General features: G+C 73.3%; 9 protein-coding genes, 3 tRNA genes and 1 pseudogene. 5 read left to right on the top strand and 8 right to left on the bottom strand.

The window, feature by feature from the left end:
- The first annotated feature begins 171 nt into the window (after positions 1–171).
- From ACFXGX_RS04820 to ACFXGX_RS04800, 5 genes are all read left to right on the top strand, one after another.
- Positions 172–1,494 carry a biotin/lipoyl-containing protein gene (locus tag ACFXGX_RS04820; protein ID WP_384784682.1) on the top strand — a complete coding sequence of 441 codons (1,323 nt, stop codon included), beginning with the start codon at positions 172–174 and terminating at the stop codon, positions 1,492–1,494.
- 160 nt (positions 1,495–1,654) lie between these two features.
- Positions 1,655–2,908 carry a phosphoribosylamine--glycine ligase gene (gene purD, locus ACFXGX_RS04815; protein WP_384784680.1) on the top strand — a complete coding sequence of 418 codons (1,254 nt, stop codon included), beginning with the start codon at positions 1,655–1,657 and terminating at the stop codon, positions 2,906–2,908.
- Between the two features lie 438 nt (positions 2,909–3,346).
- Complete coding sequence (locus ACFXGX_RS04810; protein WP_384784879.1) at positions 3,347–5,188, top strand: hypothetical protein; 1,842 nt, start codon at positions 3,347–3,349, stop codon at positions 5,186–5,188.
- A gap of 213 nt (positions 5,189–5,401) precedes the next feature.
- Positions 5,402–6,931 (top strand): N,N-dimethylformamidase beta subunit family domain-containing protein, encoded by a 1,530-nt coding sequence (locus ACFXGX_RS04805; protein WP_384784678.1) that lies wholly within the window; start codon positions 5,402–5,404, stop codon positions 6,929–6,931.
- 156 nt (positions 6,932–7,087) lie between these two features.
- The gene (locus tag ACFXGX_RS04800) at positions 7,088–7,987 is read left to right on the top strand and encodes a phosphoribosylaminoimidazolesuccinocarboxamide synthase (RefSeq protein WP_384784676.1); all 900 of its coding nucleotides are present in this window, start codon (positions 7,088–7,090) and stop codon (positions 7,985–7,987) included.
- Positions 7,988–8,104: 117 nt separating this feature from the next.
- On the opposite strand, the gene ACFXGX_RS04795 is transcribed toward ACFXGX_RS04800, so the two are convergent.
- From ACFXGX_RS04795 to ACFXGX_RS04760, 8 genes and pseudogenes are all read right to left on the bottom strand, one after another.
- Positions 8,105–8,177, bottom strand: a tRNA-Gly gene (locus ACFXGX_RS04795).
- Positions 8,178–8,199: 22 nt separating this feature from the next.
- Entirely contained in the window at positions 8,200–8,844 is a 645-nt protein-coding gene (locus ACFXGX_RS04790; protein WP_384784674.1) for a response regulator, read from the bottom strand.
- A gap of 503 nt (positions 8,845–9,347) precedes the next feature.
- Positions 9,348–10,568 (bottom strand): annotated as a pseudogene (locus ACFXGX_RS04785) (sensor histidine kinase); the annotation flags it as partial.
- A 20-nt stretch (positions 10,569–10,588) separates the two neighbouring features.
- Positions 10,589–11,392, bottom strand: coding sequence for an ABC transporter permease (locus ACFXGX_RS04780; protein ID WP_384784672.1), 804 nt, complete (start codon positions 11,390–11,392; stop codon positions 10,589–10,591).
- On the bottom strand, positions 11,389–12,396 hold the full coding sequence (locus tag ACFXGX_RS04775) for an ABC transporter ATP-binding protein (RefSeq protein WP_384784670.1): 1,008 nt from the start codon (positions 12,394–12,396) through the stop codon (positions 11,389–11,391). The genes ACFXGX_RS04780 and ACFXGX_RS04775 overlap by 4 nt, the downstream gene beginning before the upstream one ends.
- A gap of 161 nt (positions 12,397–12,557) precedes the next feature.
- Positions 12,558–12,630 (bottom strand) — tRNA-Gly (locus ACFXGX_RS04770).
- 77 nt (positions 12,631–12,707) lie between these two features.
- Positions 12,708–12,779: transfer RNA gene (locus ACFXGX_RS04765), tRNA-Gly, on the bottom strand.
- Between the two features lie 175 nt (positions 12,780–12,954).
- Complete coding sequence (locus ACFXGX_RS04760) at positions 12,955–13,272, bottom strand: Lsr2 family protein (protein WP_355764587.1); 318 nt, start codon at positions 13,270–13,272, stop codon at positions 12,955–12,957.
- Positions 13,273–13,335 lie beyond the last annotated feature (63 nt).

The following is a 13,335-nucleotide window of genomic DNA, read 5'->3' as shown; positions in this document are numbered from 1 at the left end:
CCGGGCCCGCGGCCCCGCCCGCCGGCGCGGCGGGGGGGGGGCCCCCCCCCCCCCCCGTCTCTTCCCCCCCCCGGGCGGGGCCGCCCCCCCCCACGACCACAGACTTCCGCACTTCCCCTGGCTCTCGGCCCTGGCCGAGCAGGGGAGACCCAATAAGGAGCCACAGAAACCATGCCGGTTTCCGTAACCCTTCCGGCACTCGGTGAGAGCGTCACCGAGGGCACTGTCACCCGCTGGCTGAAGGCCGAGGGCGAGCGCGTCGAGGCCGACGAGCCGCTGCTGGAGGTGTCGACGGACAAGGTCGACACCGAGATCCCCTCCCCCGCCGCCGGCATCCTCGCGTCCATCAAGGTCGCCGAGGACGAGACCGTCGAGGTCGGCGCCGAGCTCGCCGTCATCGACGACGGCACGGGCGCGCCCGCCGCCGCCCCGGCTCCCGCCGCCGAGGCCCCGGCCCCGGCCGCCGCCCCGGCCGCCCCCGCCCCGGTCGCCGAGGCTCCCGCGGCCCCGGCCGCTCCCGCTCCCGCTCCGGCCGCGGCTCCCGCCGGTGGCGCCTCCGGCACCGACGTCGTGCTGCCCGCGCTGGGCGAGTCGGTCACCGAGGGCACCGTCACCCGCTGGCTGAAGGCCGTCGGCGAGGAGGTCGCGGAGGACGAGCCGCTGCTCGAGGTCTCCACGGACAAGGTCGACACCGAGATCCCCGCGCCGGTCGCCGGCGTGCTGCTGGAGATCGTGGTCGGCGAGGACGAGACCGCCGAGGTCGGCGCGAAGCTGGCCGTCATCGGCGCTCCGGGCGCGGCTCCGGCCGCCGCCGCTCCGGGAGCGCCCCAGGCCGCGACGCCGGCCGCGGGCGGTCCCGACCCGCGCGTGCTGTGGCCGAACATTCTGGAGGCGGTGAAGAACCGCCGCCGGTTCACCTGGATCCTGCTCAGCCAGAACGCGCAGGTCACGGCCTTCGACGGCACGACCCTGCAGATCGGCTTCGTCAACGCCGGGGCACGGGACAACTTCGCGAGCAGCGGCAGCGAGGACGTGCTGCGGCAGGCGCTCGCGGAGCAGTTCAACGTGCAGTGGAAGGTCGAGGCCATCGTGGACGCCTCGGGCGGCTCGGCACCGCCGCAGGCCCCGGCGGGAGGCGGTTACGGCGGCGGAGGGGGCTACGGCGGCAGCGGTGGCGCGGGAGGCTACGGCGGTGGCGCCGGAGCCGGTGGGTACGGCGGCGCTCCGGCCGGCCAGCGCCCCGCGCCCCAGCAGCCGTCCGCTCCGGCCTCCGGGCCCGCGGCCCCGCAGTCCGGCCCGTCCGGCGGCCGTCCCCAGTCCACGGGCATGTCCGCGCCCGCGCAGGCCCCGGCGTACGAGCCGCCGCCGGTCGCCCCGGAGGACGACACCCCGGAGGACGACGACCCCGACCTGGACGAGTCCGCCCTCTCGGGCCATGAACTGATCGTCCGCGAACTCGGCGCGACGGTGGTCGAGGAATTCTCGAACGAGTGACCCGGCCCCTGAGCACCGGCCCACGGGCCTGAGACCTCGCGCCCTGGCCCCCGCCAGCGCACCCGGTGCCCCCTTTCCTGGAGGATCGCACCAGTCCCGTACCCCCGGTGTCTCGGAAGCCCCTACAAGGGCGGGGTCGGGGGGCGGCTAGGCTGGGGCTGTGAAGGTCCTTGTCATCGGTGGTGGCGCCCGCGAACACGCCCTGTGCCGCTCCCTGTCCCTCGACCCCGACGTCACCGCCCTGCACTGCGCTCCCGGCAACGCCGGGATCGCGGAGGTGGCGGAGCCGCACGCGGTCGACGCCCTCGACGGCGCCGCCGTGGCCGCGCTGGCCACGGAGCTCGGCGCCGGGCTGGTGATCGTGGGCCCGGAGGCCCCGCTCGTCGCCGGTGTCGCCGACGCCGTGCGCGCCGCGGGCATCCCCTGCTTCGGTCCCTCGCGGGAGGCCGCGCAGCTCGAAGGCTCCAAGGCGTTCGCGAAGGGCGTGATGGCGGGTGCCGGCGTCCCCACGGCACGCTCGTACGTCTGCGCGACGCCGGAGGAGGTCGAGGAGGCGCTCGACGCGTTCGGAGCGCCGTACGTCGTGAAGGACGACGGACTGGCGGCCGGCAAGGGCGTCGTCGTGACCGACGACCTCGGGACGGCGCGGGCGCACGCCAATGCCTGCGACCGCGTCGTCATCGAGGAGTTCCTCGACGGCCCCGAGGTCTCCCTCTTCGCGATCACCGACGGCACGACCGTCGTCCCGCTCCAGCCCGCCCAGGACTTCAAGCGCGCGCTGGACGGCGACGAGGGCCCGAACACCGGCGGCATGGGCGCGTACTCGCCGCTGCCGTGGGCCGACCCGAAGCTCGTCGAGGAGGTCATGGAGACCGTCCTCCAGCCGACCGTCGACGAACTGCGCCGCCGCGGCACCCCGTTCTCCGGACTCCTGTACGCCGGTCTGGCGATCACCAGCCGTGGCGTGCGGGTCATCGAGTTCAACGCCCGCTTCGGCGACCCCGAGACCCAGGTGGTCCTCGCCCGGCTGACGACCCCGCTCGCGGGTGTCCTGCTGGCCTCCGCGAACGGCACGCTCGCCGATCTGGAGCCCCTGCGCTGGAGCGAGGACGCGGCGGTCACCGTCGTCGTGGCCTCGCACAACTACCCGGACACCCCGCGCACCGGCGACCCGATCACCGGGCTCGACGAGGTGGCCGCGAAGGACGCCCCGCACGCGTACGTCCTGCACGCCGGCACCCGCCACGAGGGCGGCGCGGTCGTGAGCGCGGGCGGCCGTGTGCTGTCCGTCACAGCGATCGGATCCGGCCTCACCGAGGCCCGCGAGCGCGCCTACGCGGCCGTCGCCCGCATCGGCCTGGAGGGTTCGCAGCACCGCACGGACATCGCCGCGAAGGCGGCGGCCGAGGCATAGCCCACGGTCCCGGCCGGGGCATAGCCCACGGTCTCGGCCGGGGCATAGCCCACGGTCTTGGCCGGGGCACAGCCCACGGTCGCCATAGCAGCACCCGGCCCCGGACTCCGTACGGAATCCGGGGCTTTGTCTTGTTGCGTCCGCGCCCACCACCTGCGGATTTCTGTACGGAACCGGAAGCCCGTCCGGGTTCCGCCGTCATCCACCTCTCCCCAGAGCCATTCCATCGAGTGACCGATGCCCTATCCGGCTGACGAGGGCCGGGGCCCCAACTATGGTGCGGCGAAAGCATTCCGGCACTTGGCCCACCGGCATTGCGATGTCGGTGGCGGGTGCCACAGTGGGGGAGTGACCAACGCCAGGGCATCCGTCGGGACCGGCAGCGACACGGCCGGTGCCAGGCGGACAAGTAGGGGGTGACGTCCGGTCGTGACCGGTATGGGTGTGGAGGTGGGCGCGCAGGCAGCGCGCTCCCGGGCTCTCGCTGTGCTGCGCGTCCGCAGCCGGGCGCTGGCCGTCGCCCTGCTGCCCGCGGCCGTGGCCGTCGTGCTGCTCGTCGCCGGCGCCACCGGCCGCGTCACCGGCAGGCCCTGGGGAATCGCGGGATGGGCCGTGACGGTCTTCGCCGTCCTCGTCCTCCTCGCGGCGGCGGGCATCGCGCTCGTCGTGGCCCGCGCCCGGCCCGCCATGAGCCCTACGGTCCCGATCGCCGAGGCGTCGGCCCCCGATCTCTACCGCATGGTCCGTGACCTGGCCGACCGTCTCGACGTCCCGGCCCCCTCGGCGATAGCGCTCACCCCTGACTGCGACAGTTGGCTGGAGGACCGCACCCACCGGGCACACGGCCGGTCCTCGACGGGCGGACGGGACGAGCCGGACGGCCGGCGCGGGGGCCCGGCCGGAAGCGGCCCGGTGGTGACCGCGCTGACGGACCGCGCCGCCCGGCTGACCACCGCCCCCGTCCTCGTCATCGGCTCCCCCTTCCTGTGGTGGATGCGGGTCGGTGAACTGCGGGCGGTCCTCGCACCCGTCGTCGCCGGTACGGGCCCCTCGGCGCACCCGGACATAGCCGCGGCCCGCCGCTTCGTCCGGGGCCTGGACGCGGCCGTGGCCGTGGCCTCGGCGCCCGGCCGGGGCCCGCTGCCCCGCACGGTCCTGGCCGGCGTCGGCTGGGTCACCCGGCTCCTGCTGCGCGGCTGCCGGGGGCACGCGGCCGAGATGGAGCGGGCCGTGGCGTCCGCGGCGGCCGAGCGCGCGCAGGCCGTGGACTACGGCGTGCGGATCGTCGCCCAGGAACAGGTGGGCCTGGCCTACGCGGGCTGGGACCGACTGCTGACCCGCGTCGCGCTGCCCGCCTGGCGGATGGGCCGTTGGCCCTCCCGCCTGGACGTGGGTGTCGTCGCCGCCCTGACCGAGCTGTCCCGCCGCGACCGCCTCGCCGAGGGTTTCGCCTCCCGGCTCGGCGAGCGCCCCGCCTGCGACCTGCTCGAAGAGCCGGGCACCGTGGACGAGGCCGCCTCGCTGCTCGCCGCCCGCCTCTTCCACGGCGGTCCCGCCGAGGCCGGCCCCGGCTGGGCGCCGGTCGACTGGCAGGACTATCCGGACGAGGTCGTCGACCGCAAATGGCGCACCGACGCCGCCCGGCTCCACCGCGTCCTGGACGCTCTCGGCGTCCGCCACCCGGCCGACCCCGCGCTGCCCGAGGCGGACGGGCCGACCCTGGCCCGCGTCCTCGACCACCTGTCCGCGCCTTCGGAGGCCGCGCCCGCCGAGAATCCGGCCCGCGCGGCCGTCCTCGCCGAGCACCGGACCGAGGCGTACGGAGAGATGGGGATCGCCGAGAGCGACGACCCCGACCTCGCCGTGGGGAACGAGCGGTCCGCGGCCCTCGCCGCCCGGCTCACCGCGGAACTGGCCCGCGAGGAGGCGTCCGCACCGGCGAAGCCCCGGCCCGCCGGGAGCGCCGGGCAGCGGGACACCGACCACGACCTGTGGGACGACCGGATGCTGCCGCTGTTCCCCCTCCAGCCGCCCAGGACCGGCCGCGAGCTGCTGGCCGACCACGTCACGGCGATGGTCTGCTGTTCCGCGATGGACACCGCGGGGGCGGTTCCCGGACTCGACTGGCTGGACGGTCCATCCCTCCTCGTCGGCGGTGAACGGGCGGGGGACATCGGCCCCCGTGTCCTCACCCTCATAGAGACGGGGGACCCCGTGCCCCTGCGGGACTGGCTCCGCCATCTCGGCGTTCGTCCGGAGAAGCCGGTCCGACTGGTCTGAGGGCGGCCCGTCCGGCGGTCGTCCCGCCCCATCGGTCCCCGGTCCCGCCCCACCGTTCGCAGGCGCCCCGGCCCAGGCGGAGCGACCCGTTCCACTCACGCCAATTCGCGACGAACGGTGACGGACTGCGTGCGTAATGTGATGTGCTGGGACCGATCGAGCACGGCGCAAGGGCTTGCCAGTACGACGGGGGCACGAGAAGGGGGTGCGGGCATGGGATCGGAGCAGATCCGCCGCTGGGAGTCGGGGGCACTCGCGCACGCCGTCACGGATCCCTTCGGCCTGGGACCCGTTCCCTGGCTCCGCGGCAGCGAGACGTATTTCGACGACACCGGCCACGTCGTCCCCTGGTACCTGGACACCGACGCGCCCCAGCCGCCCCAGCCCGCGGCCGGCGCCTCCCGGATCCCGGCCCCGCGTTCCACCTCCCGCACCCGCCCGCGCTCGGGACCCGGAGGCCCCCGCTCCGCCGACGACGTCCACCGGCAGATCAAGGGCTTCACCAGCACGGGTGCCGCCGCGCCCGGCGAGTCCATCGACTTCCATGTGACGGTCGACCCGCCGCAGGAGTTCAGCGTCGACATCTACCGCATCGGCCACTACGGCGGCGACGGCGCCAGCAAGATCACCACGAGCCCCCGGCTCTCCGGGATCGTCCAGCCGCCGCCGCTGACGGCCGACCGTACGGTCTCCTGCCACCACTGGTGGCTGTCCTGGCGCCTGCAGATCCCGTCCTACTGGAGCGTCGGCGCCTATGTCGCCGTCCTCACCACCCTCGACGGCTACCGCTCGCACGTCCCCTTCACCGTCCGCAACCACCAGACGGCCGATCTGCTTCTGCTGCTCCCGGACATCACCTGGCAGGCGTACAACCTGTATCCGGAGGACGGTCACACCGGTGCCAGCCTCTACCACGCGTGGGACGAGCACGGCCGGCTCCTCGGCGAGGCCGACGCCGCGACGACCGTCTCCTTCGACCGTCCGTACGCGGGCGCGGGCCTGCCCCTCCACGTCGGTCACGCCTACGACTTCATCCGCTGGGCTGAGCGCTACGGCTACGACCTCGCCTACGCCGACGCCCGCGATCTGCACGCGGGCCGCGTCGACCCCACCCGCTACCGGGGCCTGGTCTTCCCGGGCCACGACGAGTACTGGTCGCCGCAGATGCGCCGCACCACGGAACTCGCCCGCGAGCACGGCACCTCGCTCGTCTTCCTCTCCGCCAACACCATGTACTGGCAGGTGGAGCTGGGTCCGTCCCCGTCCGGCGTCACGGACCGGCTGCTGACCTGCCGGAAACGCCGGGGCCCCGGCAAGCCCGTCCTGTGGCGCGAGGTCGACCGCCCCGAGCAGCAGCTCATCGGCATCCAGTACGCCGGGCGTGTGCCCGAGCCGCACCCGCTGATCGTCCGCAACGCCGACCACTGGCTGTGGGAGGCGACCGGGGCGCACGACGGCGACGAGGTGGAGGGCATGGTCGCGGGTGAGGCGGACCGTTACTTCCCGCGCACCCCACTGCCGGAGCACCAGGACCGGATCCTGCTGGCGCACTCCCCGTACCCCGACAGCGAGGGCGTCCTGCGTCATCAGGAGACCTCGCTCTACCGCGCCCCGTCCGGCGCCCTGGTCTTCGCGTCCGGAACGTTCGCGTGGTCCCCGGCCCTCGACCGCCCCGGCCACGTGGACCCCCGTATTCAGCGGGCGACCGCCAATCTCCTCGACCGCATCTGCAAACACGACTGAGCGACTCCGACGGGCACCCGCCACGCACCCGTGTCACGGGCGCCCGTGACGGCCCGCTCCGCGGGCCCTCGCGCCCGCTCGGCACGCCCCGTGTCCACACGCGCTCGCCCCATACGGGAGAATCGAGCGCATTGGACAGAACCACGGGGAGGAACCGTGTCCGGATTCGTCGAAAAGCCCGAACCCCTTCAGGTGCCGGGTCTGGTACATCTGCACACCGGCAAGGTGCGCGATCTGTACCAGAACGAGGCGGGCGACCTCGTGATGGTCGCCAGCGACCGCATCTCCGCCTACGACTGGGTTCTCCCCACCGAGATCCCCGACAAGGGCCGCACGCTCACCCAGCTCTCCCTGTGGTGGTTCGACCAGCTCTCCGAACTGGCGCCCAACCACGTGCTGAGCACCGAACTCCCGCCGGGCGCCCCGGCCGACTGGGCCGGCCGCACCCTGATCTGCAAGTCCCTGCGGATGGCTCCGGTTGAATGCGTCGCCCGCGGCTATCTGACCGGCTCGGGCCTCGTCGAGTACAACGACACCCGCACGGTCTGCGGTCTCGCGCTCCCCGAGGGGCTCGTCGACGGCTCGGAACTCCCCGCGCCGATCTTCACCCCGGCCACCAAGGCCGCGGTCGGCGAGCACGACGAGAACGTCTCGTACGAGGAGGTCGCCCGTCAGGTGGGCGCCGACACGGCCGCCGAGCTGCGCCAGGCGACCCTCGCCGTCTACGGCCGTGCCCGTGACATCGCCCGCGACCGGGGCATCATCCTCGCGGACACCAAGTTCGAGTTCGGCTACGACGGCGAGACGCTCGTCCTGGCCGACGAGGTGCTGACCCCGGACTCCTCGCGGTTCTGGCCTGCAGACGTCTGGGAGCCGGGCCACGCGCAGCCGTCGTTCGACAAGCAGTACGTCCGCGACTGGCTGACCTCCGCCGAGTCGGGCTGGGACCGCAAGAGCGAGCGGCCGCCGCCCGCCCTGCCCGAGCGGGTCGTGGAGGCCACCCGCGCCAAGTACATCGAGGCGTACGAGCGTCTGACGGGCGTGAGCTGGTCCTGACCCCCGTCCACGGGCCGGGCCGCCGGCCGGGCCCGTGCCTTCCGGGCTCCGTACCTTCTCCACCCGGGCGATGAACACGAAGAAGCCCCCGACCGAAGTCGGGGGCTTCTTTTCCGGAGCGGACGACCAGGTTCGAACTGGCGACCTCAACCTTGGCAAGGTTGCGCTCTACCAACTGAGCTACGTCCGCTTGCGCCGTGGTGCGAGAGCAACTATACCCAACCTCGCTCCCGTGCGAGACGCACTGCGGTGTGCCGGTTTTCCGCGCCGAGTTTGGACGCGGCCGAGGACAGATAGTTCCGTACCGTCCCCTGGGACAGCGCGACCCGCTCCGCGATCTCCGCCACGGGTGCCCCGTCGGCGGCGAATTCGAGCACCTCGGCCTCGCGCGCGGTCAGCGGCGAGTCCCCCGCGGAGATCGCGTCGGCCGCCAACTCCGGGTCCACGTAACGGTTTCCCGCGTGCACGGTACGGATGATCTCCGCGAGCCGACGCGCACTGACCGTCTTCGGCACGAACCCCCGCACGCCCGCCGCGAGCGCCCGCTTCAGGTGTCCCGGCCGCCCGTGGCTCGTCACGATCAGCACCTGGCAGCCCGGCAGTTCGGCCCGCAGCGATGTGGCTACGCTCACACCGTCCGCCCCCGGCATCTGAAGATCCAGGACGGCGACATCGGGTGCGTGTGCCCGCGCCATCGCCAGCGCCTCCGGTCCGGTCGCGGCCTCCGCGACCACGACCAGGTCGTCCTCCAGCCCGAGCAGCGCGGCCAGCGCTCCCCGGATCAGATGCTCGTCGTCGGCGAGCAGCAGCCGTACGGGAGCGTCGGGCGCCGGCGTGCCGGGCGACGGGGATGTCATGGGGTGGCCTCTCTCGCCTGCTGCGAAACCTGCGGAACCGCCGACTCCCCGGACGTCTCGCCACTCGCGGGGGCGGGGATGCCGGGGGCGGCCGTGTGCGCGTCCGGGGCTGGGTCGCCGGGAGTGGCCGTGTGCGCTTCCGGGGCCGGGGTCGGGTCGCCAGGAGCGACTGTGCCGGTGATCTGAGTCCTGCTGCCGGGAGCCGAGGTGCGCGCGTCCGGGGCAGGGCCGTCGGGGGCGGTTGCGTGTACGTCCGGGGCCGTGTTGCCGGTGGCGGCTGTGCGGGCGGCCGGGGCCGGGTCGCCGTGGGCGGCTGGGCCGGTGGTCTGAGTCCTGCTGCCGGGAGCCGAGGTGCGCGCGTCCGGGGCGGCTGTGCGGCCGGCCGGGGCCGGGTCGCTGGGGGCGGCTGGGCCGGCGGTCTGGGGTCCGTTGCCGGGAGCCGGCGTGTGTGCGGCCGGGGTCGGGTTGCCGGGGGCCGTTGTGCGGGTCTCCGGGGAGGGGTGCAATGGCACGTCCGCCGTCAGGCGGAAGACTCCGCCGCTCGCGCCGGCCCGCAGGATCCCGTCCACCTTCTCCAGTCGCTCCCGCAGCCCCACGAGCCCGCTGCCTCGTGCCGGTCCCGCGTCCGGACCGGGGGCCGGTCCCGCCTCCTGCGGCACCCCGTCGTTCTCGACGGTGAGGGTCACCCGCTCCCGCGTCACCCGCAGGGACAGCGTGCACGTCCCGGCGTTCCCGTGCCGCAGCACGTTGGTCGTCGCCTCCCGTACGACCCAGCCGAGCGCCGACTGGACCTGCGCCGGCAGCCCCGCGGTCGTGCCGGTGACGGAGCAGTCGATGCCCGCTGCCGTCAACACGCCCTGAGCTCCCGCCAGTTCGGTGGCCAGGTCGGCGTCGCGATAGCCCCGTACGACCTCGCGCACCTCCCGCTGGGACTCCCGCGCGATCCGCTGCACCTCGGTCATCTGGTCCACGGCCTCGGACCGCCCGCGCCGGGCGAGCTGTACGGCGAGTTCGCTCTTGAGGGCGATCACCGCGAGGTTGCGGCCCATCACGTCGTGCAGATCGCGGCCGAAGCGCAGCCGTTCCTCGGCGACGGCCAGCCGGGCGCGGGTCTCGCGGGCCGCGTCGAGTTCGTACACGGCGTTGAGGAGCCAGACGGAGAAGGCCGCGGTGAACGTCAGGAAGCCGGCGGTCAGCAGCACCAGAACGGCGGTGATCAGCGCGGCGGGTGCCGCGAAGCCGAGGGGCGGCGAGAGCACCCCCGTACCCGCGGCCGCGCCGAGCACGACGTACGTCATCCGGCGCCGGTCACGGATCCCGAGCGCGACCGTGCCGGTGCCGAACGCCGTGACGCCGACGAGCAGCGAGGAGGCGACCAGGAACGCGTCGTCGCTCGCCGGGCGCCAGGGGGTGCCCGAGAGGACGGTCCCCGCGACGGCCATCACACAGGTGCAGGCGGCCAGGGCCAGCAGTGTCCGCCGGGGCTGTTCCCGGGTTCCGCGTGTCCAGTCCAGCGCCCGGGAGGCGGTCACCGCACAGAACACCGAGTGCCCGCACACCATGAGGAACACCGCCCAGGAGCGGGCAGGGGGCATGGTCCCGAAGACGGGCAGCCCGATCGAGGCGGCTTCGAGCAGCGAGAAGAAGTGGAACGACCACCGGGTGTACGTCTCGACCTTCGCCGGTGTGCTCTTGCCCCGCCACCAGCCGGACGGCCTGCCCATGCCCACCCCCGTGTCCGTGGTCACCGCCGCGGTTCCCAGCGGAACCACCGGCGTACAGCAAACACCGCGATCACGGTCCAGGCCAACGCCGTGACGAGGGCTCCGACGGTGTCGTGGGCGGAGAGGTGTCCGGTCCAGCCGCCGCGGATCAGGGTGATCACCGGGGTGAGCGGCAGCAGTTCGCAGAACGGGGCCATGTCGTCCGGCAGCAGTTCGAGCGGGATGAAGGTCCCGGAGCCGAGCAGCGACACCACGGTCAGCGGGCTGGCGGCGATCTGGGCGCCCTCGACGCTCCTGCTGAGGCTCGCGGTGACGGCCGCGAGCGCAGGCCAGGTGACGAACGCCGACAGCAGCCCCAGCAGGACGATTTCTGGTTTCTCGGGCATCCCGATCCCGAGGGTCGCCCGGTAGGCGGCGGTCAGGATCAGGCACTGGGTGAGACCGATCGCCACCGAGGGCAGCGCGGCGCCCGCGAGGATCTCCAGGTCCCGCAGTTCCCCGGTGCGCAGCCGCTTGAGGACGAGTTCCTCCCGGCGCGCCGCGTACACGCTCACGAGGGAGCCGTAGACGGCGAAGAGGAGCACGAAGCCGATGGAGGAGGGGAGCAGGACCGAGCCGACGGTGAGTCCGGTGCCCTTCAGGTGCATCGACCCGAGGTTCGAGCGGAGCATGAGCGGCATGACCATCGGGACGAGTACCGCGGTGGCGAGGGTCGCCCTCGTGCGGCTCAGCAGGGTGAGTTCGGCACGTGCCAGCGCTCTGATCCGGCCCACTGCCGTGGTCCTGGCCGGGCCGGCGCCGGTGGTGACCGCTGTTCCGCTCATGCCGTGGCTCCCCTCGTGCTCGTCTTCCGCGTGTCCGTGGTCCTCCCCGGCCCGTCCGGGCCGGGTGCCGCCGCCTCCCGCGAGATCCGCAGGAACGCCTCCTCCAGTGAGGCCGAGCGCACGTCGAGCCCCCGCAGTTCGACGCGCGCCCGCTCGGCCCACACCAGGACGGCGGTGGCCGTCCGCTGGAGGTCGCCGGTGCGCAGCCGGATCGTCCGGCCCGCTGTCTCGTGGCCGCTCACCCCGAGTTCCGGCAGCGGTGGCAGGTCGCCGGGTAGGTAGCCGTCGGGCAGCTCGAAGGAGACGTGCGAGGGCTGCGAGGCGGTCACCTCGGCCGGGGTGCCGAGGGCCGCGACCCGTCCTTCGTGCAGGATCGCCAGCCGGTCGGCGAGCGTTTCCGCCTCTTCCAGGTAGTGGGTGGTCAGCAGGACGGTGGTCCCGCCGTCGCGCAGTTCGCGGACCAACTCCCAGGTGCCGCGGCGGCCTTCCACGTCGAGGCCGGTGGTGGGTTCGTCGAGGAAGAGGACCTCGGGGTCGCCGATGAGGGCCAGCGCCAGGTCCAGGCGCCGCTTCTCGCCGCCGGACAACTGCTTCACGCGCACCTCCGAGCGGTGTCCGAGGCCGACCCGGTCCAGGACCTGTCCGGCGGGCCGCGCCCCGCTGGTGCACGCCGCCCACATCCGGGTGGTCTCGGCGACCGTCAGCTCGGACGGGAAGCCGCCTTCCTGGAGCATCACGCCGATACGGGGCCGCAGGGCGGCCCGTTCGGCGTGGGGATCATGCCCGAGGACCCGCACGGTCCCGCCGGCCGGGGGAGCCAGGCCCTCGATCAGTTCGACGGTGGAGGTCTTGCCCGCGCCGTTGGTGCCGAGGAGCGCGAAGATCTCACCGCGGCGCACGGAGAAGGTGACTCCGCGCACCGCCTCGAAATCCGTTCCGCCGCCCCCGTACACGCGCCGCAGATCAGTGACCACGATCACGTCGTCGTGCTCGTTCGTGTTCATGAGATCAGCGTCGGCGCGGAAGGGCCCCGGCAGCAGTGCGCGTTGTCATCACTCGGCATGACAAATGTCAGACGGTCGGACGGCATCCCGTCGCGAGGGCGCCGGTACGCACGGGGATACGAGAAAGGCCCCGGTCGATGACCGGGGCCTTTACTTCGCTGAGCGGACGACCAGGTTCGAACTGGCGACCTCAACCTTGGCAAGGTTGCGCTCTACCAACTGAGCTACGTCCGCATTGCATCCGACAGGCTTCCACCAATCGGCGCGAGCACCACCCTACCTGATCGACAAGCGATCGGTGAGCGATGCAGAGCGGGTGACAGGAATTGCACACTGCGCCTTCCCCCTGGAAGGAGGATGTTCTACTACTGAACTACACCCGCACGACCTTCGGGTTCCGGCTTTTCGGCCTTGCCCCTCGGCGTGTTCCAGACTCTAGCCGATCGGGCGGGGGTCAGCGCAAGTCGGTTGTTCCGGGGGCCGGCGGAGGGCTCCGGCGGGCACCCCGGGCGGGGTGCCCGGGCGGGGTGCCCGGCCCGGTCGGGGCCGGATGCCGGGTCAGTGCGACTCGGCGAACGCCTCGTAGACCTTCTTGGGAATCCGGCCGCGCGGCGGGACGTCCATCTTGTTGGAACGGGCCCAGGCGCGGACCGCCGCGGGGTCGGGCGTCAACGCGGTGTGCGTGTACGCCTTCCCGGACTTCGACCGCTTGCGGCCGGCCTCGACGTACGGCTCGAGGGCCTTGCGCAGTTCCTCGGCGTTGGTGGGATTGAGGTCGATCTCGTACGACTTGCCGTCGAGTCCGAAGGCGATCGTTTCCGCCGCTTCCGAGCCGTCGATGTCGTCAAAGAGAGTGACCACGACACGCTGCGCCACGAATATCGGTCCCTTCGTGCGACACCCTCGCGATCAACGGTCATGACGTGCGCGGACGTCACG

This window comes from Streptomyces sp. NPDC059371 (assembly GCF_042751995.1).
Lineage (GTDB): Bacteria > Actinomycetota > Actinomycetes > Streptomycetales > Streptomycetaceae > Streptomyces.
The sequence above is the reverse complement of the archived record's forward strand: the minus strand, read 5'-3'. Positions and strand labels throughout refer to the sequence as shown.